The sequence below is a fragment of the Actinoplanes sp. NPDC049668 genome (assembly GCF_044465445.1).
Lineage (GTDB): Bacteria > Actinomycetota > Actinomycetes > Mycobacteriales > Micromonosporaceae > Actinoplanes.
On record NZ_JBITLR010000005.1, the window covers coordinates 742,898 to 767,402 of the forward strand.

At 72.4% G+C, this 24,505-nt stretch carries 22 protein-coding genes; 10 read left to right on the forward strand and 12 right to left on the reverse strand.

The window, feature by feature from the left end; translation table 11 throughout:
• Nucleotides 1-65 precede the first annotated feature (65 nt).
• The gene (locus ACIBSW_RS24560) at nucleotides 66-344 is read right to left on the reverse strand and encodes a hypothetical protein (protein WP_354724894.1); all 279 of its coding nucleotides are present in this window, start codon (nucleotides 342-344) and stop codon (nucleotides 66-68) included.
• Nucleotides 345-407: 63 nt separating this feature from the next.
• On the opposite strand from ACIBSW_RS24560, the gene ACIBSW_RS24565 reads away from it, so the two are divergent.
• Nucleotides 408-1,076, forward strand: a complete 669-nt coding sequence (locus tag ACIBSW_RS24565) for a hypothetical protein (protein ID WP_354724896.1) — start codon at nucleotides 408-410, stop codon at nucleotides 1,074-1,076.
• 32 nt (nucleotides 1,077-1,108) lie between these two features.
• Here ACIBSW_RS24565 and ACIBSW_RS24570 read toward each other — a convergent pair whose 3' ends face one another.
• The 7 genes from ACIBSW_RS24570 to ACIBSW_RS24600 form a co-directional block, all read right to left on the reverse strand.
• Nucleotides 1,109-1,873 (reverse strand): dihydrodipicolinate synthase family protein, encoded by a 765-nt coding sequence (locus tag ACIBSW_RS24570; protein ID WP_354724898.1) that lies wholly within the window; start codon nucleotides 1,871-1,873, stop codon nucleotides 1,109-1,111.
• Between the two features lie 10 nt (nucleotides 1,874-1,883).
• The gene (gene yicI / locus ACIBSW_RS24575; RefSeq protein WP_354724900.1) at nucleotides 1,884-4,139 is read right to left on the reverse strand and encodes an alpha-xylosidase; all 2,256 of its coding nucleotides are present in this window, start codon (nucleotides 4,137-4,139) and stop codon (nucleotides 1,884-1,886) included.
• Between the two features lie 10 nt (nucleotides 4,140-4,149).
• The gene (locus ACIBSW_RS24580; RefSeq protein ID WP_354724902.1) at nucleotides 4,150-4,983 is read right to left on the reverse strand and encodes a carbohydrate ABC transporter permease; all 834 of its coding nucleotides are present in this window, start codon (nucleotides 4,981-4,983) and stop codon (nucleotides 4,150-4,152) included.
• Nucleotides 4,980-5,888: a sugar ABC transporter permease gene (locus ACIBSW_RS24585; protein WP_354724904.1), complete on the reverse strand. Its 909-nt coding sequence runs from the start codon at nucleotides 5,886-5,888 to the stop codon at nucleotides 4,980-4,982. Before ACIBSW_RS24585 ends, ACIBSW_RS24580 begins: the two co-directional genes overlap by 4 nt.
• A complete protein-coding gene (locus ACIBSW_RS24590) occupies nucleotides 5,885-7,192 on the reverse strand; it encodes an extracellular solute-binding protein (protein ID WP_354724906.1) in 1,308 nt (435 codons plus the stop codon). Before ACIBSW_RS24590 ends, ACIBSW_RS24585 begins: the two co-directional genes overlap by 4 nt.
• Nucleotides 7,193-7,293: 101 nt before the next feature.
• Entirely contained in the window at nucleotides 7,294-8,322 is a 1,029-nt protein-coding gene (locus tag ACIBSW_RS24595; RefSeq protein ID WP_354724908.1) for a LacI family DNA-binding transcriptional regulator, read from the reverse strand.
• Nucleotides 8,323-8,366: 44 nt separating this feature from the next.
• A complete protein-coding gene (locus tag ACIBSW_RS24600) occupies nucleotides 8,367-11,318 on the reverse strand; it encodes a glycoside hydrolase family 3 C-terminal domain-containing protein (RefSeq protein ID WP_354724910.1) in 2,952 nt (983 codons plus the stop codon).
• A 232-nt stretch (nucleotides 11,319-11,550) separates the two neighbouring features.
• Here ACIBSW_RS24600 and ACIBSW_RS24605 point away from each other — a divergent pair, with 232 nt between their 5' ends.
• Nucleotides 11,551-12,012 (forward strand): phage tail protein, encoded by a 462-nt coding sequence (locus ACIBSW_RS24605; RefSeq protein WP_354724912.1) that lies wholly within the window; start codon nucleotides 11,551-11,553, stop codon nucleotides 12,010-12,012.
• A gap of 2 nt (nucleotides 12,013-12,014) precedes the next feature.
• Here ACIBSW_RS24605 and ACIBSW_RS24610 read toward each other — a convergent pair whose 3' ends face one another.
• Complete coding sequence (locus tag ACIBSW_RS24610; protein ID WP_354724914.1) at nucleotides 12,015-13,880, reverse strand: WD40 repeat domain-containing protein; 1,866 nt, start codon at nucleotides 13,878-13,880, stop codon at nucleotides 12,015-12,017.
• Between the two features lie 18 nt (nucleotides 13,881-13,898).
• The gene (locus ACIBSW_RS24615; RefSeq protein ID WP_354724916.1) at nucleotides 13,899-14,681 is read right to left on the reverse strand and encodes a class I SAM-dependent methyltransferase; all 783 of its coding nucleotides are present in this window, start codon (nucleotides 14,679-14,681) and stop codon (nucleotides 13,899-13,901) included.
• A gap of 68 nt (nucleotides 14,682-14,749) precedes the next feature.
• Here ACIBSW_RS24615 and ACIBSW_RS24620 point away from each other — a divergent pair, with 68 nt between their 5' ends.
• The 3 genes from ACIBSW_RS24620 to ACIBSW_RS24630 all read left to right on the forward strand — a co-directional run bounded on the left by ACIBSW_RS24620 (nucleotide 14,750) and on the right by ACIBSW_RS24630 (nucleotide 17,819).
• Nucleotides 14,750-15,247 (forward strand): SRPBCC family protein, encoded by a 498-nt coding sequence (locus tag ACIBSW_RS24620; protein ID WP_354724918.1) that lies wholly within the window; start codon nucleotides 14,750-14,752, stop codon nucleotides 15,245-15,247.
• Nucleotides 15,248-15,267: 20 nt separating this feature from the next.
• Nucleotides 15,268-16,152 carry an SDR family NAD(P)-dependent oxidoreductase gene (locus ACIBSW_RS24625; RefSeq protein ID WP_354724920.1) on the forward strand — a complete coding sequence of 295 codons (885 nt, stop codon included), beginning with the start codon at nucleotides 15,268-15,270 and terminating at the stop codon, nucleotides 16,150-16,152.
• A 65-nt stretch (nucleotides 16,153-16,217) separates the two neighbouring features.
• On the forward strand, nucleotides 16,218-17,819 hold the full coding sequence (locus ACIBSW_RS24630) for a diguanylate cyclase (RefSeq protein WP_354724922.1): 1,602 nt from the start codon (nucleotides 16,218-16,220) through the stop codon (nucleotides 17,817-17,819).
• A gap of 21 nt (nucleotides 17,820-17,840) precedes the next feature.
• Here ACIBSW_RS24630 and ACIBSW_RS24635 read toward each other — a convergent pair whose 3' ends face one another.
• Both ACIBSW_RS24635 and ACIBSW_RS24640 read right to left on the reverse strand, forming a co-directional pair.
• Nucleotides 17,841-19,163 (reverse strand): ATP-binding protein, encoded by a 1,323-nt coding sequence (locus tag ACIBSW_RS24635; RefSeq protein ID WP_404799451.1) that lies wholly within the window; start codon nucleotides 19,161-19,163, stop codon nucleotides 17,841-17,843.
• A 41-nt stretch (nucleotides 19,164-19,204) separates the two neighbouring features.
• The gene (locus ACIBSW_RS24640; RefSeq protein WP_354724924.1) at nucleotides 19,205-19,873 is read right to left on the reverse strand and encodes a response regulator transcription factor; all 669 of its coding nucleotides are present in this window, start codon (nucleotides 19,871-19,873) and stop codon (nucleotides 19,205-19,207) included.
• A gap of 102 nt (nucleotides 19,874-19,975) precedes the next feature.
• Here ACIBSW_RS24640 and ACIBSW_RS24645 point away from each other — a divergent pair, with 102 nt between their 5' ends.
• Genes ACIBSW_RS24645 through ACIBSW_RS24665 form a run of 5 tightly spaced genes read left to right on the forward strand, consistent with a single transcriptional unit; the run spans nucleotide 19,976 to nucleotide 24,340 of the window.
• Nucleotides 19,976-21,073: a hypothetical protein gene (locus tag ACIBSW_RS24645; RefSeq protein ID WP_354724926.1), complete on the forward strand. Its 1,098-nt coding sequence runs from the start codon at nucleotides 19,976-19,978 to the stop codon at nucleotides 21,071-21,073.
• Nucleotides 21,070-22,002 (forward strand): ATP-binding cassette domain-containing protein, encoded by a 933-nt coding sequence (locus ACIBSW_RS24650; protein ID WP_354724928.1) that lies wholly within the window; start codon nucleotides 21,070-21,072, stop codon nucleotides 22,000-22,002. The genes ACIBSW_RS24645 and ACIBSW_RS24650 overlap by 4 nt, the downstream gene beginning before the upstream one ends.
• Nucleotides 21,989-22,840, forward strand: coding sequence for an ABC transporter permease (locus ACIBSW_RS24655; protein ID WP_354724930.1), 852 nt, complete (start codon nucleotides 21,989-21,991; stop codon nucleotides 22,838-22,840). The genes ACIBSW_RS24650 and ACIBSW_RS24655 overlap by 14 nt, the downstream gene beginning before the upstream one ends.
• Nucleotides 22,841-22,892: 52 nt before the next feature.
• Entirely contained in the window at nucleotides 22,893-23,741 is an 849-nt protein-coding gene (locus ACIBSW_RS24660; protein WP_354724932.1) for an alpha/beta fold hydrolase, read from the forward strand.
• Complete coding sequence (locus ACIBSW_RS24665; RefSeq protein ID WP_354724934.1) at nucleotides 23,741-24,340, forward strand: dihydrofolate reductase family protein; 600 nt, start codon at nucleotides 23,741-23,743, stop codon at nucleotides 24,338-24,340. Before ACIBSW_RS24660 ends, ACIBSW_RS24665 begins: the two co-directional genes overlap by 1 nt.
• Nucleotides 24,341-24,505 lie beyond the last annotated feature (165 nt).

Below are 24,505 nucleotides of genomic sequence, written 5' to 3' on the forward strand. Positions count from 1 at the left end.
GCTCTCCATAGCTGGGTGGGTGGCCACCTGCTTCTACCCACCAGCGACGTCCGCGACTCCCCCGGTCATCCCCGCCGGCCGGCCCGGGCGGCTCGGCACCACGCGGCGTTGGACCGGCCCGCCCGGCGGGTCGCGGCGTTCGCCCTCGCCGCCACGCGGGACTGCAGGGGGAATCCGCGCCGGTCGAATCCCCGGTTGCGCGGGCCGGGCCGGCAGTGCTCCACGTGCCGCAGGGATCGCCGCAGTCTCGGGCGGCCGGGGTCCGGCAGCACCGGCGCGACGGCGTCGATGTCCCGGAGCAGCCAGACAAGCCGGAGGTGGTCCTGGATCCCGAAGCGTGCCATGGTCCCGATTCTGTCGCGCACACACCGGTGGACGCACTCGGTTTACCACGGCACCCTGCTCACATGCCGACGCCCGCCCTGTTCGCCGCCCGGAACAACGCCGACTGGTGCGACCTGTTCTGCCGCGCCTCCGGCGTCGCCACCCGGTTCGAGCGGGACCGCTGGCTCGCACTGCGCCGGTCACCGCCGCTGTACCCCGACGCCGTGACCCTCGTCGAGCATCCGCGGGACGTCCTCGCCGGACTCGACGTCACGCCCGGCTGCTCGGTCAAGGACAGCTTCGCCGCCCTCGACCTGGCCCCGGCCGGATTCCGGACGCTGTTCGAGGCCGAGTGGATACACCGGCCGGTCGCCGCGCCGGCCGGCGCTCCCCCGGCCTGCCGGAGGGTACGGACCCCGGCCGAGCTGGCGGCGTGGGCGGCCGCGCACGGCGGCTCGTTCCCGCCCGCACTGCTGCGCGACCCGTCGGTGGTCGTGGTCGGCGTGTACGACGGCGACCGGCTCGCCGGCGGCGCGATCGGTAACCGCAGCGCGCGCTGCGTCGGGGTGTCCAACCTGTTCGGCGACGTCTGGGGCGAGGCGGTGGCCGCGATCTCCGCGCGCTTCCCCGGCCTACCGCTCGTCGGCTACGAGACGCCGGACGCGCTCCCGGCCGCCCGGTCGGCCGGCTTCGCCACCGCCGGGGAGCTGCGGGTCTGGCTGGTACCCGGCGACGAGCCGCACGCACCCTAGCGAATGTCTCAAGTGAGGAGGCGAAACATCGCTCAGCCGAGGCGGCGCACGGGTGACGTGCCGTAGCGGCGGGCCAACGCCTGTTTGAGGCCGCCCGGCAGGGCCTTGCTCTCGCGCTCGGCGCGCAGCACCGCGTGCTGCGCCGCGGCGTCGCGGTCCCAGGCGGCCAGGCATTCCTGCGGTACGAGGTTCGCCGCCGCCACGATCGCGCCGGGGCCGCCGAGCCAGCTCGCGTACCCGAGCAGCGCCGAGGATCCGGTGTAGACGGCGAGCGGGCCGCCGAGGCCGAGCTCGTGCCCGAGCCGGGCCGGGTCGCCGCTGGAGTCCTTGATCCCGGCGACGCCGAGCCCGGTCAGCGCGTCGACCGGCACCGGGCCGCCCGCGACCGGCGGGTAGTGGTAGGCGAGCACGGGCGCGCCGGCGGCGGCGTCGCACACCCGCCGGTAGTAGTCGGTCAGCGTGCCGCCGAGCCGCGGGGGCGCGACCAGCACGGCGTCCGCGCCGGCCGACAGCGCGGCGGCGACCCGGTCCGCGGCCGGTCGCCACCAGTCACCCGAGGCGCCGGCGACGACCGGCACCTCGGGGCACGCCCGGCGGACGGCCGTGATCAGCTCGACCCGTTCGGCATCGGTGAGCGCGGCCGCCTCGCCGGTGCTGCCGTTGACGAGCACACCGCGGATCCCGGCCGCCACCAGGCGCGACGCGTGGTCAGCCGTGCGTTTCGCGTCGACCGCGCCGTCGTGGTCGAACAGGTTTACCAGGGCGACGGCGGGGCCGGTCCAGAGCGGATGAGTCACCATCGGAAGGCTAGTCCAGGATCAGCTCGCAGGCGGTGTCGCCGGCCTCGAGGGCGACGACGGTGTCGCCGGCGCGGACCCGCCACGGCGCGGGGTCGCCCGAGCGCGTCACCCGGACCGTCGCGCCGGTGCGGGTCACCTCGAACGTGGCCGGCGCGGTGCCCGCGGGTCCCGGCACGGTCGTGGTCCGGCTGCCCTCGGCGAGCTCGAACAGCCGCAGCGTGACGCCGTCGCGGTAGTCGTAGTCCGGCCGGTCGTCGCGGGCGCCGACCGCCAGGACCGAGTCCGGCCGCACCAGCAGCGGCACGCTGTCGAAGCCGTGCGTCTCGCGTACCCAGCCGGGGCCCTGCACCACCTCGCCGGTCAGGTAGCGGGTCCAGCGGCCGGCCGGCACGTAGTAGGTGGTGTCGCCCTGCTCGCTGAAGACCGGCGCGACGAGCAGGCTGTCGCCGAGCAGGTACTGCCGGTCGAGGTGGGTGACGGCCGGGTCGTCGGTGAAGTCGAAGATCATCGGCCGCATCACCGGCAGGCCCTCGCAGTGCGCGCGGCCGGCGGCGCCGAAGAGGTACGGCATCAGCGTGTGCTTGAGCCGGGTGAACTCGCGCAGCACGTCGACCGCCTCCTCGTCGAAGAGCCACGGCACCCGGTACGTCTGGTTGCCGTGCAGCCGGCTGTGCGAGGAGAGCAGCCCGAACGGGATCCACCGCTTGAACACGGCCGGGTCGGGCAGCCCCTCGAAGCCGCCGATGTCGTGGCTCCAGAAGCCGAAGCCCGACGCCGCGAGGGACAGGCCGCCGCGCAGGCTCTCCGCCATCGACTCGTACGTCGAGGAGTTGTCGCCGCCCCAGTGCACCGGGAACTGCTGGCCGCCGACGGTCGCCGAGCGGGCGTAGACGACGGCCTCGCCCTCGCCGCGGTGCTCGCGCAGGACGTCGAAGACCACCCGGTTGTAGAGCTGGGTGTAGTAGTTGTGCATCCGTTCCGGGTCGGAGCCGTCGTGCCAGACCACGTCGACGGGGATGCGCTCGCCGAAGTCGGACTTGAACGCGTCGACGCCCATCTCGAGCAGCGCGCGCAGCTTGCCCGCGTACCACTCGCGGGCGTCCGGGTTGGTGAAGTCGACCAGCGCCATGCCGGCCTGCCAGCGGTCCCACTGCCAGAGGTCGCCGTCGGCGCGGCGCACCAGGTAGCCGGCCGCCATGCCCTCGGCGAACAGCGCCGAGCGCTGCGCGATGTACGGGTTGATCCAGACGCAGGTGCGCAGCCCGCGGTCGGAGAGGCGCTTGAGCATGCCCGGCGGGTCCGGGAAGATCCGGGCGTCCCACTCGAAGTCGCACCAGCTGAACTCGCGCATCCAGAACGTGTCGAAGTGGAAGACGCTCAGCGGCAGGTCCCGCTCGGCCATCCCGTCGACGAAGCCGGTCACCGTCTCCTCGTCGTACGAGGTGGTGAACGACGTGGACAGCCACAGGCCGAAGGACCAGGCCGGCGGCAGCGCGGGCCGGCCGGTCAGCGCGGTGTACTTGCGCAGGATCTCCGCCGGGGACGGCCCGTAGATCACCAGGTAGGACAGCGTCTGCCCGCCGACGCTGAACTGGGTGCGCGAGACCAGCTCGGAGCCGACCTCGAAGGACACCCGGCCGGGGTGGTCGACCAGCACGCCGTAGCCGCGGTTGGTGAGATAGAACGGCACGTTCTTGTACGCCTGCTCGCTGCTGGTGCCGCCGTCCTCGTTCCAGATGTCGATCGACTGGCCGTTCTTGACCAGCGGGCCGAAGCGCTCGCCCAGCCCGTACACCGCCTCGCCGACGCCGAGGTCGAGCTGCTCGTGCACGTACTGCCCGCCGTCGGCGTCCTCGACGATGCCCATGCCCTTCCAGCCGCTGCCGGTCAGGCGCCGGCCGCCGGCCGAGAAGTCGAGCCGCCACTGATCGCCGCCGGCGAAGCTCGCGGTCAGCGCGCCCGAGGTCAGGCTCGTCTCGTCGACCCGCGGTACGAAGCCCGGCTCGGCGACGATCTCGAAGTCGGGCCGGCGCGGCACCCGGCCCGCGAAGTGGCAGATGGTGACGCGCACGACGTCGGGCGCGGGCGCGGTGCAGGCGACCGTGATGATCGGGGCGTCGAGGGTGTCCCCGCGCCCGCGCACCCGCTTGGCCGTGGCGTACGCGGTCAGCGAGTCGGCCCGCGCCGTGGTGTCCTGCAGCTGCACCGGGTGCAGGACGGTCACGCCGTCGCGCTTGCTCCAAAAGCCGTCGGTGAACTTCATGGCGGTTCCTTTACTTGATGGCGCCGGCGGTGATGCCGCGGGTCAACGTGCGCTGGAAGATCAGGAAGAAGAGCATCGCGGGCAGGATGCCGATCAGCGCCGAGGCGCTGGTGGTCGTGGCATCCATCTGCCGGTCGCCCTGGAGCACGCCGAGCGCGACCGGGACGGTCTGGTTGGCGTTCGAGACCAGGAAGACCAGCGGGAGGAAGAACTCGTTCCAGGTCCAGATGAAGAAGAACGTGAACAGCACGGCCAGGGTCGGCCGGCTGACCGGGACCACCACCCGCCACAGGGTGCGCCAGCGGCCCGCGCCGTCGACCTCGGCGGCGTCGAGCAGCTCGGTCGGGAACTCGGCGTAGACCGAGGAGAGCAGGTACGTGCCGAACGCGCTCTGGATGACCGTGAAGATGATGATGATCGAGAACAGGCTGTCGTACAGGTGCAGGCTCTTCGACAGGTAGTACAGCGGGTATACCAGCACCTCCTGCGGCAGCAGGTTGGCGACCAGGAAGAAGACCAGGAACCAGATCCGGCCGCGGACCCGGCCGATGCCCAGCGCGTACGCGTTGAGCACCGAGAGCACGACGGCGAGCACGGCCACCGCGGCGCTGGTGACGAAGCTGTTCAGCAGCTTGCGGCCGAAGTCGACGCGGTGCCAGAAGTCGGCGATGCCGGAGAGGTGCAGCGACTCCGGGATGGACAACGGCCCGTTGCTCGCGTAGTCCGCCGGGCTCTTGACCGCGTTGAGCGCGACCACCAACAGCGGCGCGACGACGAGCAGCAGCAGGACGAGCAGCGCGGCCAGGACGATGAAGCGGGCCGGGTACCGGCGGGCGGCGGTCACCGGTGCGTCTCCCGGTCGCGGGTCTGCAGGCGCAGGAAGACGAACGCCAGCACGACGATGAACACGGTGAGCACCGTCGAGATCGCCGAGCCGTAACCGACCTGGGCCTTCTCGAAGAAGTTCTTGTAGGCGAAGTAGGAGGGCACCAGGGTCGCGTTGCTCGGCCCGCCCCGGGTCAGCACGAAGATCGGCCCGAAGATCTTCAACGCGGCGATGGTGGTGGTCACCAGCACCACGTAGAACTCGGGACGGATCAGGTACACGGTGATCCGCCGGAAGCGCTGCCACCAGCCGGCACCGTCGAGGTCGGCGGCCTCGTAGAGCTCGGGGTCGATGCGCTGCAGGCCGGACATGAACATGACGATCGGGTAGCCCAGCTGGACCCAGATCATGATCGCCATGACGCTGTAGAGCGCGTAGTCCGGGTCGCCGAGCCAGTTGCGGGTCAGCGCGGAGAGCCCGATCGTCTCGAGGATCCGGTTCAGCGCGCCGTAGCTCGGGTGCAGGATCCAGCCCCAGACGATGCCGGTCACCGCGACCGGCAGCACCTGCGGCAGGTAGAAGCCGGAGCGGAACACGCTGGCCCAGCGGGGCCGGAAGACCTTGGCGAGGTAGTCGAACAGCACGGCCGCCAGCAGCAGGCCGAGCAGCGTCGGTATCACCGCCATCGCCACGATGAGCAGCAGGATGTGGCCGAACGAGGCCCAGAAGTTCACGTCGTGGAACAGCCGGACGTAGTTGTCGAAGCCGACCCAGGTCGCGGTGCCGATGCCCGACCAGCGGGTGAAGCTGACGCCGACGGTCATCACCAGGGGAACGACGATCACCGCGAGGGAGGCCAGCACTCCGGGAATCAGGTACACCCCGTAGCCGGCGCGCCGGCCTCCCTGTCGCGGCCGGCTCATTTGCCGAGGTCGGCGAGGTTGTCGTTGTACGGTTTCGCTATCTCGTCGAGCATCTGCTCCGGGGTCTTGGACCCGTTGATGAGCCCCTGCACGCCGCCGACGAGGACGTCGTAGTAGCCGGGCGCGGGCCAGTCCGGGTAGAACGCCAGCCCGTCGCCGGAGGAGATGGTGGCGAAGTTGGCGATGAGCTCCTTGTTCTTCTCATCGGTGATCTTCGACGGGTCCGCGGCGACCGGCACGCCGCCGGAGTTGCCGAGCAGCGCCTGCACCTCGGGCTGCATGGTGATGTCGATGAAGTCGTACGCCAGGCTCTTGGCCTTGGACTTCGTCGGCACCACCCAGAGGTTGCCGCTGGAGCCCGGGTGCAGGGTGTTGCCCGGGAACAGGAACGTGCCCCATTGGAAGTTCTTGATCTCGGTGGCGAAGCGGCCGTACCACCAGCTGCCCGAGATCAGGATCGGGAACTTGCCCTGGGTGAACGCGACGCCCATGTCCTCGGCCTTGATGCCGGCCGAGTTCTTGGCGATGTAGCCCTTGGCGACCCAGTCGGCGAAGGCCTGCGCGCCGAACGTCAGCTCGGGACCGTGGAAGTCGACCTTGTTCTTGTAGAGCTGGTAGTCGTCGACGAACGCCCGGTTCGCCTTGGACAGGGCCAGCTCGTAGAGGATCTGCTGCGCGGGGTACTCGGCGCCGCCGACCGAGAGCGGTGTGACGCCGGCCTTGGTGAAGGTGCCCAGCGCGGTCTCGAACTCCGCGAGGGTGGTCGGCACGGCGATCTTGTGTTTCGCGAAGAGGTCCTTGTTGTAGTAGACCATCACGTACTCGCCGTAGTTCGGGATGCCGAAGATCTTCCCGCTGCCCATGATGCCGTCGTCGTCGTACCGGGTGGTGGTCTGCAGGCTGGGGCTCAGCGCCTTGTCCCAGCCGCGCTTGCCCGCCTCCTCGGTCAGGTCGGTGAGCAGGCCCTGCTTCGACAGCAGGCCGGCGGTGGCGTTGCCCTTGTTGTACTCGAGGATGTCGGGTGCGCTGTCCGAGTTGAGGATCATGCCGGCGTTCTGCTGGATCTGCTCGAAGCTCTTCTCCTCGAACTTCACCTCCACGCCCGGGTGGCTCGCCTTGAAGAGCTCGATCGCCTTGTTCCAGGCGACGCCCATGGCGCTGGTCGGTCCCTCGTAGTGCCAGAGGGTCAGGGTCTTGGCCTCGGCGCCCTCGTCGCCGGAGCCGGAGTCGCTGCAAGCGGTAAGGCCGAGGGACGCCGCCAGAAGCAGCGCGCCCGCGGCGAAGCTCGTTCGTGGTCTGAACATGCCGTCCTCCAAAGGCGGTCGAAGCGCTTCGACGGTCGGCCTAGTCGAAGCGCTTCGACGGCAGGGTCTGGCCAGACGCTAGGTAACGATCGACGTGGATGTCAACCGTGTGACGCGGAGATTTCTCCTCGACGGGTGGCGCAGCTGTCGCGCTCGATGATCGTCGGCGGCACCAGCCGGGTGCCGGGGGTCCGGCGCCCGTCGAGCAGGTTCATCGTCGTCTCGACGGCGATGGTGCCGACCTCGTGCGCGGGGATGTCCGCCGAGGTGAGCCGCACCGGCAGGCCGACCGCGACGTCGCGCGGGCAGATCGCGACGATCGACAGGTCCTCCGGCACCCGGCGGCCGTTGGCGCGCAGCTCCTCCAGCAGCGGCGGCAGCGCCTCCTCGTTGTGCACGACCAGCGCCGACACCCCCGGCAGCTCGGCGTCGATCTGCGCCAGGCACTCGCGCACGCCCCGCACTCCCGGCCCGCAGGGGTGCGCGACCGTCTCCAGGCCCAGCCGCTCGGCGGCCTCGGTGAAGCCGCCCAGGAACCGCGAGGCGTAGGTGGTGCCGCGCTCGTAGACCGCGGGCGAGGGGCCGACCAGGGCGATCCGGGTGTGCCCGTGCCCGGCCAGGTGGCCGAGGCATTCGGCGGCGGTCGCGGCGAAGTCCAGGTCGACGCAGGCGATGCCGGCCGCGTCGTCGGGGAACCCGATCAGCACCGACGGCTGCTTGAGCCGGCCGAGCGCCGGGATGCGCACGTCGTCGCGCTCCACGTCCATGAGGATCAGCGCGTCGACCATGGTGGCGCCGGCGACCCGTTCCAGCCCGGCCGTGCCCTCGTCCTTGGTCAGCAGCAGCACGTCGTGGTTGTAGGTCCGGGCCGCGGTCACCACGGCGGTCACGAACTGCATGATGACCGGGACGCTGACGTCCACCCGCAGCGGCACCACCAGCGCCAGCACGCTGGTCCGGCTGCTGGCGAGGGCCCGGGCGCCGGCGTGCGGGTGGTAGCCGAGCTCGGCGATCGCCGCCTTGACCCGGGCCTGGGTCTCGGCGGAGATCGGCCGGCGCCCGCTGAGCACGTACGAGACCGTGCTCATCGAGACTCCGGCCGCACGGGCGACATCGCTGATCGTCGGCATCGCCCCTCCCCCGGCTCCGGCTGCTGTTCAGCCGATCCTACTGATCACCCGATGCGGAACGTCGACAGCCGCACCCCCTCGCCCAGGACCAGATAGACGTCCTGCGTCCCGGCGGCGCGGCTGAGCCGGGCGGTCGTGGTCGCGTACGTGTATTCGTCGCCGGTGCTCGCGACCGGTGCGGTGCCGAGCAGCCGGCCGGCCGGCGAGCCGAGCCGGACCTCGACGGTGCCGGTGCCCGCGGTGGCCTTCGCGACCCGGGCGGTGAAGGCGGTGCCCAGGCGCGAGCCCTTGAACGCGATCCAGTCGCCGGCCCGGGCCGCGCCGACCGCCGTGCCGAGGGCCTTGCTCTCGTCGACCAGCCGCGCGCCCGCGTACGTGTCGAAGCTCTCCGCCCGGGTGGTCCGGGTCAGGTCCCGGACCGGGATCGTCTCGCCGGCCACCCGCAGCGTGCCGCGCAGCCGGATGTCGGCCGAGGACGCGCCGACCATCAGGTCGTGGGTGGACGTCTCGAGCACCCAGCGTCCGCGGGTGACGTCCCAGTGCGCCAGGTCGGCGGTCTTCAGGCGCAGGGTGACGGTCTTCGTTCGACCGGCCGGCACGTTGACGCGCTGGAACGCCCGCAGTTGCTTGACCGGCATCACGTCGCGCGACGTGCGCTGGTGCGTGTACAGCTGCACCACCTCGTCGCCGGCCCGGGCGCCGGTGTTGGTGACGTCGACCGAGACGGTCACCGTGCCGCCCTCGGCCCGGGTGCGCAGCCCGGAGTACCGGAATCTCGTGTACGAGAGCCCGTGGCCGAACGCGTACAGCGGGGTCTGCGTGCCGTACAGGTAGGTCTGGCGCGACGAGATGATGTCGTAGTCGAGCAGGTCGGCCGGGAGCTGGTCGTCCGAGCGGTACCAGGTCTGCGGGAGCCGCCCGCCCGGGTTGCGCGCGCCGAAGAGGACGTCGGCGAGCGCGTGCCCGGTCTCGGCGCCGGCGTGGGTGGTCCAGAGGATGGCCGGCACGTGCTGCTGCTCCCAGGTGATGGTGTCCGGGTAGCTGGTCTGCAGCACGACGGTCGTCCGCGGGTTCGCCGCCAGCACCGCCTTCACCAGCGCCTGCTGGCCCTCGCCGAGCGCCATCGTGGTGCGGTCGTGCGCCTCCCGGCCGTTGATGAACGGGTTGCTGCCGACCACCACGACCGCGGAGTCGGCGCCCCGGACCGCGGCGACGGCCTGGTCGACGCCGCTGCTGACGACCTCGCGGGCGAAGTGCGCGGCGCCCTGCGCGGTAGCCGAGCCCAGCGTCAGCGCGCCGTCGGCGCCGACGGTGACGTAGGTGTTCGGGCCGAACCAGCTCTCCTTGGTCTCGTAGCCCGCGTAGTGCAGGACGTAGCTGCCGTCGGCCTGCGCCTCGAGCTTGAACTGCTGCTGCACGAACCAGCCGTTGGGCTGCTCGTCGCGGGTCAGGAACGGCCCCCAGTTGTAGCCGAGGTACCGGCCGTTGGCGACGCTGCGCAGCGTCGCGACGCCCTGCCCCCAGTCGACCAGGTCGAACTGTGCGGCGGCGCCGGCGGTCGCGCCGGTGGCGGTGACCCGGTCGGCGTCGGTGGTGCCGGTCGCGGTCACGTACCTGCCGGTGGCCATGTCCTTGAGCGCGATGCGGTCCGCGCCCTCGCTGCTGGTCACGCTCGCGGCGCGCTCCCGGATCCCGTCCAGCGCGGTGACCTGGTATGGCAGCTTCCCGCCGTACCAGTCGGTGTAGAGCGTGTCGGCCAGCGGGCCGACCACCGCGACCCGGCCGCCGCCGGCCAGCGGCAGGGCGTTGCCGGAGTTCTTCAGCAGGACCATCGCCTGGCCGGCGGTCTCGCGGGCCAGGGCGCGGTGCGCGGGGCTGTCGATGACCTCCGGGCCGATGCCCGCGTGCGGGCCGCCGCCCGGATCGAACTCGCCCAGCCGGAACCGGATGCTCAGCGCGTGGCCGACCGCGGTGTCGACGTCGGCCTCGGTGAGCAGGCCCTGCGCGAGGGCCTCGGTGACCGCGGCGACGGTCGGCGCGCCGTTGGCGTCGTTGACGGTGAAGCTGTCCAGCCCGGCCTTGAGCAGCGCCGCGTCGGCCTGCGCCTGGGTCGCGAAGTAGGCCTGCGACCCGGTCAGGTTGGTCGGCGCCCAGGCGTCGGAGACGTTGAACAGCGTGCGGTCCGTCCAGCTCCGGACCAGGCCGGACAGGTCCGGGTCCACGGTGGCCGGACGGCCGTTGATCAGGTTGTAGGACGCCATCACGCCGGTCGCCGCGTCCGCCTCCAGCGCCGGCCGGAACGCCTGGCGGTCGTACTCGTTGAGCACCCGCTGCGGCACGTTCGACGACGTGACGTCGCGCCGGGTCTCGTTGTTGTAGGCCGCGTAGTGCTTCAGCGTCGGCGCGGTCTTCAGGTGGTCGGGGTCGTCACCCTGCAACCCTTTCCCGTACGCGGTGGAGATCGCGCCGGTGAGCAGCGGGTCCTCGGAGTAGCCCTCCTCGTTGCGCCCCCAGCGCGGGTCCCGCAGCAGGTTGACCACCGGCGCCCACAGGTTCAGCCCCCAGACCTTGGGGTTCAGTGCGTGGTAGCCGCGCGCCTCGTCGCCGACCGTCGCGCCGACCCGCCGCAGCAGCGCCGGGTCCCAGGTGCTGGCCAGGCCGACCGCCTGCGGGAACGCGGTGCCCTGCGCGGTGACCACGGCGCCGCCCGCGTCCACGTCGGTCGACCAGGCGACGCCGTGCAGCGCCTCGGTGCCGGTCTTGAAGAAGGAGATGCCGAGCCGCGGTACGGCCGGCTGGTACTGGTGCAGCAGCGAGACCTTCTCGTCCAGGGTGAGCCGGCCGACGAGGTCGCCGACCCGGGCGTCGAGGGGAAGCCGGGGGTCTCGGAACGGATATGACGGCTCGGCGGCGCTCGCCACGGTGGCTGCGCCCGCCAGGGTGACGAGGGCGACCGCGGCCACGGCGAGAGCACGCCGGAGGTGCCTGTTTCGCATGGGTTCTTCTCCTGGTTCGCCGCAATCGAAGCGCTTCGACGATCGGCTACACGCAGTGATCGCGAGTCGGCGGGATGGTTACCGACCATAGATGCCGAGCGATGACGAGGCAACAGCCGCCCGGCGCGGCCCGGAAATCCGCGCGTAACACATCCGGCGTTCCGGTACCTAGTGGACGGGCGTTGCACCTACGCTGACCACACCCGTTCCGCATACACGCGAAGGAACTGCAATGTCCCATGCGGTGGACTTCGGCACCGTTTCGACCGTCGGCCTGGAGTCGTCGCCGGTCGCGACCGCGTTGGCCGGCCTGCGGGCGAACGAGGCCCGGTACTTCAAGAACAAGTACGACCACACCTTCACGGTGGAGCCCGCGAGCGACGCCGAGTCGACCATCGACTGGGTGAGCCGCATCCTCGAGGAGGAACGCGGCATCGTCATCTCCGCTCGACCGCTTGAGGCGACCGCGTTCCAGGTCGAGAACATCCGGATGGCCTACGTCTTCTACGAGGACGGCCTGTCGATCAACGTGATGTACACGATCGACGACGGCGGGAAACGGGCGGTCGGATTCAAGCTCTCCGACGGGATGGACGTTCCCGAGGAGCTCGGCTCGTTCAAGTTCGCCCGGCAGAAGTCAAAGCTGGCCGGGACGATTCGCGGCTCCTACTTCGTCATCAAGAAGGAGTACTGACCTCACGCCGGCAGGGCCCAGACGCGGACCGTGTCGTCCGGGCCGGCGGTGGCGAGTCCGGCGCCGTCCGGACTGAACGCGATAGACGTGATCGGCCCGGCGTGGTGGGTCAGCCGGTGGGTCGGCGATCCGGTCACCGGGTCGCGGAGGTCGACCGTGCCGGCGGAGTCCGCGGTGGCCAGGCGGGTGCCGTCGGGACTGAACGCGACCGCCCGCAGGGCACCGGTGTGCTCGGTCGATTCGCTGAGCTCGTCGCCGGTGGCGGCGTCCCACAGCACGACCGAGCGGTCCAGGCCGCCGCTGGCGAGCCTGGCGCCGGACGGGTCGAAGGCCACCGCGACCACGTAGCCGGTGTGACCGTGCAGCTGCCGCAGTCGTCCGGTGTCGAGGTGCCACAGGTGCACCGCGTAGGTCCCGTCGTCGGCGCCCTTGGCCAGCCGGGTGCCGTCCGGGCTGAACGTCATCGCCGACGGCCCGGTGCTGCCCGTCGACCGCGGGCCGGTGAGCCGCTGAAGCGTCCGGCCGGTCGACGGGTCCCAGATGACGATCGAGTGGTCGCCGAGCGCGGCCGCGAGCCTGCCGCCGTCCGCGCTGAACGCGAGGCTCGACACACCGATCATGCCGCAGTCCCAGTGCCGGACCTCGCGACGGGTCTCCGGGTCGACGAGCACGACCGTGGTGAGGCCGCGGGTGAAGGCGAACACGGTGCCGTCCGGGCTCCACACCACGTCCGCGACGACGTTGGCACTCCCGACCGCTCCGGCGTCGCCGTCACCGTCGAGCCGCCATACCCGTACGGTGCCGTCGTTGGTCACCAGCCGGCCGCCGTCGGGGCTGAACGCCATCGAGCGCACGTGGCCCGGGTGGCGCAGGACTCTCTGGTCGTCGGCGGAGACGGGGACGACGCCCGCCGGCTCCACGTCGATCTCGCGGATCCGCCAGCGGCCGAACGACCGGTCGAACGAGCCGGGTGGCAGCCGGTGCCGGGCGCGATCGGCGACGGTGAGCACCTCTGTCCCGTCCGGGCTGAAGAATGCGGCGGACACGACGCCCATCCGCCGGCCGCTGAGCGAGCAGAGCTCCGCGCCGGTGGCGGTGTCGCAGAGCCGCAGGCTGCGACTCGGGCTGCCGAGCGCCAGCACCCGCCCGTCCGGGCTGAACGCCACGGTCTTCGGGGTGGCGCCGCGCCAGTCGACGACGGACAGTTCCCGCCCGGTCCGGGTGTGCCAGATTCGCACCACACCGGCGGTCGCGCCGGTGCCGGCCAGCCGGTCCCCGGCCGGGTCGAATGCGACCGTCGTCAGGCTCGCGAGTTGGCCGGCGAACGTGTGGACGAGTTCTCCGGTCGACGGGTTCCAGAGCCGGATGCCGTCCATTCCGGCGCTGGCCAACAGGTCGCCTCCGGCGTTGAAGGCGACGTCGTGCACCTGGCCCGTATGGCCGGTCAGGTGCCGCACCGGCTGGCCGGTCGCCGGATCCCAGAGCCGCACCGTGTCGCCGACCCCGGCGGCGAGCAGGCCGCCGTGGGGATGGACCGCGATCGAACGGACGTATCGCTCGCCGGTGGCGAACACGCTGAGCCGCTCGCCGTCGCCCGGGCTCCAGGTGACCACCCGCCCGTCGTCGGTGCCGGCCGCGAGCACCGTCCGGCGATCACCCCCGAAGGCGACCGCCAGCACCCGGACGTCGTGCCCGTCCCCGGCCTCCAAGGATCGGATCTGCCGGCTGCCGGCCGCGTCCCACAGCCGTACCACGCCGTCCTCGCCACCGGTCGCCAGGAGGCCGCCATCGGGACTGAACGCCGCCGCCGAGACGTCCCCGTCCGCGCCGGCCATGGGCACCTGCTCAAGCACCAGTCTCGCGGTCATCGATCCACAGTAGTGTGCCTAGTGGACGGTGCCGCGTACCGCCCAGGCCCGGGCGGTGAGCCGGATCGACCCGTCGGCCTCGGCGGGCAGACGCTCGCGGAGCAGGTCCCGCAGCGCCACCCGCCGCCCGGCCGGCAGCGACGCCACGTAGCCGGGTGCCGGGCCCTGGCCGCCGAGGAAGGGCCGCCAGAGGTCGTCGAACCCGGCGAACATCGTCGGCACCTCGATCGCCCGGGTGCCGACCCCCGCCAGCCCGGCGTCCGTCCACAGCCGCGCCAGCGGACCGGCCCGGCAGAGCGGGAACCGGCGTGCCTCGTCGAGCGGCGCGGCGCCCGGATCCAGCGCGACGGCGGCGTCCCAGAAGTGCCGCAACATCGCCATGCCGCCGGCGTAGTCCCAGACGTAGGCCGCGACCGTCCCGCCCGGCGCGCAGACCCGGGCGAACTCCGCCACCGCCCGCGCCGGCTCGCCGGTGAAGTTGAGGGCGAGCCCGCTGACCACGACGTCGAAGCGGCCGTCCGGCAGGGGCAGCGCACAGGCGTCACCGGCGGCGACCCGGACCCGCGGATCGGCGTCGCGCGCCACCGACAGGAATCCCGCCGACCGGTCGACGCCGACGACCCGGGCCGGCGCGGCGGCGAGCACCGCCGCCGACAGCGCGCCGGTCCCGCACCCGACGTCCAGCCAGGACCGGCCGGCGCCCGCGTCCAGCCAGGCCACGAACTCGCGCGCGACCGGGCGGCTCCACCGGCCCACGTACGCCTCGTAGGCGTCACCGACCTGCCACAGGTCCTCGGCCACGCCCCGATCCTAAGGCTTACTTCATGGCGCGCCGTGAAGCCTGCGCGGGCCGGTACTAGGCTGCCCGCGTGTCGAGCCTGATCGAAGTCGTGTCCGTCATCAACGCCGCCGCGGCCACGGTCTTCGACTTGGAACTCGACGTAGACGTCCACGCCGAATCCCTGGCCAAGAGCCAGGAGACCGCAACGACGACGACCGGCCGCCGCCGACTCGGCCTCGGCGACGAAGTGACGTTCCGTGCTCGGCATCTCGGCTGGAACTGGCACATGACCAGCCGGATCACCGCCTACCACCGCCCGCATCGCTTCGTCGACGAACAGACGCGCGGCCCGTTTCGTTCCCTGCATCACGAGCACCGCTTCGAGGACCTGGGAAACGGACAGACCCGGATGACTGATCGCATGACGATCCGCGCGCCCCTGGGGCCGCTGGGTGCGGTGGTGACCCGAATGCTGCTCGCTCCGTACCTGGAGCGCCTGCTAACGGAACGCGCGGCCCACATCAAGCACCTCGCGGAGACCACCGGCCACCGGACCCGCACATCACCTGACGGTTTGATCCGCTGAGCGGCGGGTAACCGCTGGTCGTGCCAGCCGCCACGGTCGTGGTCACCGGCGCCTCCAGTGGCGTCGGGCGGGCCACCGCACTGGCATTCGCCCGCACCGGTGCTCGTCTGGTAGTGGCCGCCCGCTCCGAGGTGGCACTCGGCACCGTCGCCGGCGAATGCCGGGACTTGGGCGCACCGGTACGGGCGGTGGTCGCCGACGTCACCCGGCCGGAGGCGGTCGCGGCGGTGGCGGCGGAGGCGGTCACCGCGTTCGGCACCCTGGACGTGTGGGTGCACACCGCGGCCGTCATGGCGTTCGGCCGGTTCGAGGACGTTCCCGCCGAGGTGTTCGACCAGGTCGTGACCACTGATCTGCTCGGCTCGGCGACCGTGGCCCGGGTAGCGCTGGCCCGGTTCCGGGCGCAGGGCAGCGGGGTGCTGATCTACGGAGGGTCGTTGCTCGGGACGGTCGTCACGCCGTACACCAGCGCTTATGTGGTCAGCAAGTGGGGCCTGCGCGCGCTGGTACGAGGCCTGCGACAGGAGACCCGGGATGCCGCACGAATCCACATCTGCCTGGTGGCACCCGGTGCCGTGGACACCCCGATCTACCGCAACGCCGCCAACTTCGCCGGCCGCTTCGGGCAACCTCCGCCGCCGGTGTACCGCCCGGAGAAGGTCGCCGCGGCAATCCTGCGCTGCGCCCGTCGCCCGCGCGGCACGGTGACCGTCGGCGCCGCGAACCGGTTCATCAGGTTCGGTTTCGTGGCGACGCCGGGGCTGTACGACGCCCTGGTCGGACCGCTGATGCGGATCGCCGGGCTGTCCCGGGAGCGGGTAGCACCACATTGCGGCAACGTCTTCGCACCACTGCCACCGCCGGCCGCAGCGTGCCGGCGCGCGCCGAGGCGACTCGAACACTGACAGGACCTCAGTTATCGATGCCCGGGGCCGATTGCGATCAGTGGAGGGCCGGACCTGGAGGGGCCATGGAGAGCGCAATGGGTGCCGAGGCGTTGTCGGCTGCCCTGCTGGCGATCGACGAGCAGATCGTCACCGACGCCGCGGCCGGGCTGGCCACCGTGGCCGGGCTGCGGCGGCAGGCGATGGCGCTGGGCGATGAGGGCCTGGTCATGCGCGCCCGCCTTCAGCATGCCCGCCTGAGTATGCGGATCGGCGAGATCACGGGGGTTGCCCGGGAGGTCTCCGACATCCTGCAGTGGGCCGCCCAGCACGGCGAGCGCCAGCTCGAGGCCCGCGCCCACATGCTGTTCGCGAACATCCACGAGCTGAGCGGCGACGCGGCCCGAAAGCTGGAGCACGCGCTGAGCGCGGTCGAACTGCTCGACGGGACCGCCACCGTCCCCCAGCAGATCGCGGCTCGCACCCGGCTCGGTGACGCGCTGGCCGCGACCAGCGCGATGGACTCCGCGGGGCTGCAATACCAGCAGGCCGAGGAGCTGGCCCGGAAGGCACAGCGGTGGGACCTGCTGATCAACGGGGTGCTCAACAACTGGGCCTACTACGCCTACATCAGCGGCGACATCGCCCAGGCCCGTGAGGTCGCCGGCCAGATGATGGCAGCCGCCGACACACACGGGGTCGAACTCGCTCCCTCGGGGCTGCACACGATCGGGGAGATCCAGGCCGCCAACGGCGAATACGCCGAAGCCGAGCGGACGACGCTGGCCTGCATCGCCCGGCACGACGCCGGGCACATCAATCACGCCGATGATCTGGCCTTTTACCGGCTCACCCTGGCCCGCGTCCGGCGCGGGCTCGGCGACCTCGTCCAGGCTCAGCGGTACCTCGACGCCTGCCGCGAGCTGTGCGCCGAACGCGACCTGCACGAACTCCTGGCCCAGGTACACCAGGAACAGGCCGAGCTGCACGCCGCCCGCGGCGACCACGCCGCGGCATTCACCCAGCTGAAGGCATTCGTCGCCGCCCGCGACGGCCTCAGCTCACGGGAACGCGAAGCGCAGGCCCAGGCCCGTCAGGCCATGTTCGAAACCACCGAAGCCCGCCAGCAAGCCGAACAGTTCCGCGAGCAGGCCCGCCGCGACCCCCTCACCGGCCTGCACAACCGCCGCTACGCCGACGAGGAACTGCCCGCCCTCGTCACCGGCGATCCCGGCCTGACCCTGGCCGTCGTCGACATCGACCACTTCAAACGCGTCAACGACACCCTCTCCCACGACACCGGCGACCAGGTCCTCATCCAGGTCGCCAAAATCCTCGACACCGAACTCGCCGCCGAAGTCCCGCACGGTTTCACCGCCCGCCTCGGCGGCGAGGAATTCCTCCTCGTGCTTCCCGCCACTCCCCTGGCCGCCGCGACCAGCATCCTCAACCGCATCCGGCACGCCGTCAGCGCCCACGACTGGCACGACACCACCGGCGGCCTGCCCGTCACCGTCAGCATCGGCGCCGCCGCCACCGGCGAAACCACACCCCCCAGCCAGACCGCCACCCTCGCCGGCGCCGACCGCAACCTCTACGCCGCCAAACACCAGGGACGCAACCGCGTCGTCGCCGGCACGCCCCGCGAGAAACTCCCCCGCGCCTACCGCGACCGCGACATCACCTGAACACCCTCGTCACCCACCCGTTCAAGCGCCGGCCGGCAGGCGGACGTCGACGCGCAGGCCGGGCGGCGGGGAGGTGCCCCGCAGCGCCACCGTGCCGCCGTGGCGCCGGACCAGCTCGCGGACGATCGCCAGGCCCAGGCCCGAGCCGCCCGCGTCGCGGGCGCGTGCGTCGTCCAGGCGGGTGAAGCGGTCGAACACCCGCTCGCGGTCCGCCGCCGGGATGCCCGGGCCGTCGTCCGAGACCGAGATCATCTGGTACGCACCGTCCGCCGCGACGGTCAGCCGCACCGACGAGTTCGCGTGCCGTACGGCGTTGTCCAGCAGGTTCGCCACCACCCGGCCGATCGCGTCGCGTTCGCCGACGGTGCGCAGCGGGACCGCGGGCCGCTCGTACTCCACCGTCGGGTAGCGGCCGGCGACCTCCGCGAGCAGCTGGCCCAGCTCGACCTCCTCGGGCCGGCGCTGAAGCGCCCGGGTCGTCTCGTCGTCGGCACGGGCCAGCAGCAGCAGGTCGTCGACCAGGCGGCTGAGCCGGTCCACGTCCGTGAGCAGGTCGCCGGCGAGCGCCGGCCAGTCGGTGGTGTCCGGCAGGCGCTGCGCGACCTCCAGCTCGGTGCGCATGTTGGTGAGCGGGCTGCGCAGCTCGTGGGCCGCGTCGGCGACGAAGGCGCGCTGCCGGCCGCGGGCCGCGTCCAGCCGGTGCAGCATGCCGTTCAGGGTGACGGCCAGGCGGTGGATCTCGTCGCGCGAGTCCGGCACCGGCAGCCGGCCCGGGCGGGCCCCGCCGGTGATCTCCTCGGCGCCGGCCCGCAGCGCCTCGACCGGGCGCAGGGTCGCGCCGGTCACCCGCCAGGCGACCAGCGCCAGCAGCGCGACCAGCGGCGGGAACGTGATCAGCAGCGTGCGGCGCAGCAGCCGCAGGCCCTGGGTCAGGTCGGCGGTGGGGCGGGCGACCAGCACCCGCATCGGATCCTCCGCGGTGCCCGCGTTCACCGTGACCACGCGGACCCGCCCGTCCAGGCCGATCCGGCTGCCGGGGATGAACCGGCCCTCGCCGTCGGCGAGGGCGTCCAGCTCCGCCGGGTACAGGATCGGCACGAGCCGGTCGGCGCCCGCGGACACCGCGCGCACCCGGTCCTGGGCGTCGACGACCTGCACGCGTACGCCCGGAGCGGCCGGCAGCGGATCGCTGACCGTGCCCGCGTCCACCAGGCCGGCCACGGCGTCGGCCGTGTCCAGGGCCTCGGTGTTCGCGGTGCGGAGCAGGGCGAAGTTCATCGTCGCGACCAGCACCACGCCGCCGGCGGCCAGGCCGGCGAAGAGCACCACGACGGAGACCATCAGCAGCCGGGCCCGCAGGCTGAGCCGGCGCAGCCAGGCCACGCTCAGTCCCCGTCGACCGCGGCCAGGCGGTAGCCGGCGCCGCGGACGGTCTCCAGCCGGTCCCGGCCGAGCTTGCGGCGCAGATAGCCGACGTAGACCTCGACCGCGTTGGCGGCCGTGTCGAGCGCCGCGTCCCAGACGTGGTCGAGCAGCTCGGTCTTCGAGACGACCTCGCCGGGGCGGCGCAGCAGGTACTCCAGCAGCGCGAACTCCCGCGCGGTGAGGACCACCGGCGCGCCGGCGACGGTGACCTTGCGCTGCGCCGGGTCCAGCTCCAGGTCGCCGTGGCGCAGCACCGCGGGCCGCTCCGGGGTGCCGCGGCGCAGCAGCGCCCGCAGCCGGGCCAGCAGCACCACGTACGAGAAGGGCTTGGTCAGGTAGTCGTCGGCGCCGCAGTCGAGGCCGTCGGCCTGGTCGTACTCGCCGTCCTTGGCCGAGAGCATCAGCACCGGCAGCCAGTGCTCCTCGGCCCGCAGCTGCCGCACCACCCGGTAGCCGGAGAGCCGCGGCAACATGACGTCGAGGATCATCGCGTCGTAGTCGCCGTGCCGGGCCAGCTCCAGCCCGTCCTGGCCGTCGCCGACCACGTCCACCGCGAAGCCCTCGGCCTGCAGGCCCCGCTGCAGGGCGGCCGCGAGCCGCGCCTCGTCCTCCACCACCAGCAACCGCACTCCCCTACCTTGGCACGCGCGGGGCAACCCCTAGGGGTTTCTCTCAGCGGCGTCACAGGCCACTCGGCGCACGATTGCTGCAGTCAAGGGGAGGTGCTCATCGTGAGTGTGTTCAGGTCAAGGCCCGCGCTGCGCTGGCTGGTACCGGCCGCCGCCGCGGCCGTGGTCATCGGCGGCGGCGCGGCAGCCGGCACGATCGTCGCCAACGCGGAGCCGTCGCTGCCCGAGCGCAGCGCCGCCCAGCTGCTGGTGGACGTGCAGAACGCCAAGGTCGACGGCCTGTCGGGCACGGTCGTGCAGACCGCCGATCTGGGCCTGCCGGCGCTGCCGGGCCTGGGTGCCGCGGGCGGCTCCGAGATCATGAAGCTCGTCGCGGGCAGCAACACCGCGCGGGTCTGGTACGCCGGAGAGGACAAGGCGCGCCTCGCCCTCATGGGCACGCTCGGCGAGACCGACGTGATCCGCAACGGGAACGACGTCTGGCTGTGGCGCAGCGCCGACAGCTCGGCCACGCACTTCAAGCTGCCGGCCGACGCCAAGGACGGCAAGCCGGAGACGCTGCCGACGGGCGTGCCGTCGTCGCCGCAGGAGGCCGCCGACGCGGCGCTCGCCGCGATCGACCCCAGCACCGCGGTCTCCACGACCGGCGCCGCCAAGGTCGCCGGCCGCAACGCCTACGAGCTGGTGCTGACGCCGCGGGACACCGTCTCGCTGGTGGGCCAGGTGCGCCTGGCCATCGACGCGCAGCACCACGTCCCGCTGGGCGTCGACGTCTACGCCAAGGGCGCCAACGACCCGGCCTTCCGGGTGGCGTTCCAGCAGGTCACCTTCGAGGTGCCGGACGCCGAGCAGTTCACCTTCAACCCGCCGCCGGGCACCAAGGTGAACACGCCGAGCAAGTCCGACCTGGCCGAGCAGCACGAGAAGGCCAAGCGCGAGGCGGCGCAGCACAAGGAGGCGCCCGAGGGCACCAAGGTCGTCGGCGAGGGCTGGACGTCCGTCCTGGTGGCGAAGCTGCCGACCGGCGGGGACCGCGGCCGGCTCGACGCGGTCGCCGGGGCGCTGCCGAAGGTCAGCGGCGCCTGGGGCAGCGGGCACCTGCTCTCCAGCGCCCTGTTCAGCGCGCTGGTGACCGACGACGGCCGGATCCTGGTCGGCGCCGTCGCACCGGAGAAGCTGTACGAGGCAGCCGGAAAGTGACCGACCTCGCGGTCGCCACACAGGGGCTGACCAAGCGGTTCGGCAGCCAGGTCGCGGTGGACACCGTCGACCTGGCTGTCCCCCGCGGTGCCGTGTACGGCTTCCTCGGCCCGAACGGATCCGGCAAGACCACGACGATCCGGATGCTGCTCGGCCTGATCAGCCCCACCGCCGGCGGGCACGAGCTGCTCGGCTCGGCGATGCCGGAGCGCGCCGCCGAGGTACTGCCCCGCGTCGGCGCGCTGGTCGAGGGGCCCGGCTTCCACCCGTACCTGTCGGGCCGCGACAACCTGCGCCGCCTCGACGCCGCGGACCGTACGGCCGAGGCCCGGACCGCCGACGCCCGGATCGCCGCGGCGCTGGACCGGGTCGGGCTGTCCGCCGCGGCGGCCAAGCGCTACCGCAGCTACTCGCTGGGCATGAAGCAGCGGCTGGCCATCGCGGCCGCCCTGCTCCTGCCCCGCGACCTGCTGATCCTGGACGAGCCGACGAACGGCCTCGACCCGCAGGGCACCCGCGAGGTGCGCGCCCTGGTCGGCACGCTCGCCGCCGAGGGCGCGACGGTGCTGCTCAGCACGCACCTGCTGGCCGAGGTGGAGCAGGTCTGCACGCACGTCGGCGTCATGCACCGCGGCAAGCTGGTCGCGCAGCAGCCGCTGTCGCGGCTGCGCTCGGACGCGGCGCCGCGGGCCCGGGTGCTGACCGACCAGCCCGCGCAGGCGGCCCGGGTGCTGCGCACGCTGGGCCTGACCGAGATCGCCGAGACGGCCGCCGAGGCCTCCGGGCAGCTCGGCGCGGCCGCGCCGGAGAAGGTCGTCGCGGCGCTGGTGCACGACGGCGTCGCGGTACGCGGCTTCGCGGTCGAGGCGCCCAGCCTCGAGGACGTGTTCGTCTCCCTGACCGGAAGGGGCTTCGATGTCAGCGGCTGACACGTCCGCGGCGCCGGTGCGCCGCTTCTCGTCCCGCTTCCTGCGCTCCGAGCTGCGGCTGATCGCCGTCCGCCGGCGCAACCAGGTAGGCCTGGCCGCGCTGGCGGCGGTGCCGATCGTGCTCGCCGTCGCGATCAAGGTCGCCGCGCCGGACACCTCGGACGGCGCGCCGGACTTCGTCGCACAGATCACCGGCAACGGCTTCTTCGTGGCGCTGGCCGCGCTCAGCGCCGAGCTGACCCTGTTCCTGCCGATCGCGATCGCGATGGTCGCCGGCGACGCGGTGGCCGGCGAGGCCGACCAGGGCACGCTGCGCTACCTGCTGACCGTGCCGGTCGGCCGGATCCGGCTGCTCGCGGTCAAGTACGCCGGCATCGTGGCCGGCGCGTTCCTGGCCCCGCTCCTGGTGGCCGCCACCGGCCTGACCGTCGGCCTGATCCTGTTCGGCGGCGGGGACGTCACGCTGCTCTCGGGCACCCAGGTCGGCTTCGGCGAGGCGCTGCTGCGGCTGCTCGGCGTCTGCCTCTATCTGGGCGTGTGCCTGTCCGCGCTGGGCGCCGTCGGGCTGTTCCTGTCGACCCTCACGGTGCAGCCGATGGGCGCGACGATCGCGCTGACCATGCTCAGCGTGGCGAGCGTCGTGCTGGGGCAGATTCCGCAGCTGGACTGGCTGCACCCGTACCTGCTGACCCGGCACTGGCAGGACTTCGGTGAGCTGTTGCGCGATCCGGTGTCGTTCGGCGCGCTGACGCCCGGGCTGCTGTCGGCGCTCGCCTACATCGTGGTCTTCCTGACGGCGGCGTGGGCACGCTTCGCCGGGCGCGACGTCACCACCTGAGTTCGGCCGCGTCGGTGCCTCGCGCGACGGCCGGGGATATCGTCGACGTGCGATGAAGCTGCCGATTCTCCTGCGACTGACGCTGTGCGCGCTCCTGGTCCTGGCGCTGCTCCTCGTCGTGCTCTGGGTGCTGCAACGGCGGCTGATATACCTGCCGGACCGGGGCTCGCCACCGCCGGCCGCCCAGGTCCTGCCCGGTGCCCGGGACGTCACCCTGCGGACCGCCGACGGGCTGCGGCTCGCCGCGTGGCTGGTCACGCCCCCGCCCGGCGGGCCGGACCAGCGGGCGGCGGTGCTGGTGGCCCCCGGCAACGCGGGGCACAGGCAGGCCCGGGCCCCGCTCGCCGCGGCCCTGTCCGCCCGGGGTCTCACCGTCCTGCTCGTCGACTACCGCGGCTACGGCGGCAACCCCGGCGGTCCCAGCGAGCAGGGCCTCGCCCAGGACATCCGCGCGGCCCGCGCCTACCTCATCGAGCAGGCCGGAGTCCGCGCCGACCGGCTCCTCTACTACGGCGAGAGCCTGGGCGCCGCGGTGGTGACCGCGCTGGCGGCACAGCACCCGCCGGCCGGACTGATTCTGCGATCTCCGTTCACCGACCTGCCGGCGGCCGGGCAGGAGCACTACCCCTTCCTTCCCGTACGGCTGCTGGCCCGGGACCGTTTCCCCGTCGCCGGCCTCATCGGGCAGATCACCGTGCCCACCCTGGTCGTCTACGGCACCGCCGACTCGGTCATTGCGCCGGCGCAGAGCCTGACGGTGGCGCAAGCGGCAGCAGGACGGGCACGAGTGGTCGCGGTCGAGGGCGCCGACCACAACGACGAATCCCTTCTCAACGGCGACCAGCTCGTCGACGCGATCGCGGACCTCGCCGCGGAGACCATGCGGAAAGGACAACAGTAATGGCGTACGTGACCTGCGATATCGCCGTCTCCGTCGACGGTTTCGTGGCCGGACCCGACCAGACCCTCGAACAGCCGCTCGGCGGCCTCGGCGCCGAGCACCTGCTGCACGGCTGGATGTTCGACACCCCCGAGGAGAACGCGGCGGAGCTGGCCGCGATCACCGCCGCCGACGCGTTCATCATGGGCCGCAACATGTTCGGCCCCGGCCGCGGCGACTGGGATCCGGAGTGGACCGGCTGGTGGGGCGACGACCCGCCGTACCACAAGCCGGTCTTCGTGCTGACCCACCACCCGCGCGAGGACGTGCCGATGCGGGGCGGCACCACTTTCTCCTTCGTCACCGGCGGCGTGCACGAGGCGTTCAAGCGGGCACAGGAGGCATCCGGCGACGGCCGGATCGCGATCGCCGGCGGCGCCTCGACGGTCAACCAGTTCCTCACCGCCGGCCTCATCGACGAGCTGCGCCTGCACATCGCCCCGGTCACCCTCGGCGCCGGCGAGCGCCTGTTCGACGGGGTGCCGCCGCTGCGGCTCGAGCAGGTCTCCGGGCGTTCGGCCTCACGGGTAACCCACGTCACCTATCGGGTCGGCCGGTAGTCAGCAAGCGGTCGAGCCGCCCGGCTGAATGCCGGGCGGCTCGTGGGGAAGTGCGGGTGGTGCGGATCGATCAGGCGATCTTGACGTTGAAGATCGGGTCGGCGGCGAGCTTCTTGAACGCGGTCAGAGCGGTCTTGGTCGAGTTGATGCTGATGTCGCGGTCGC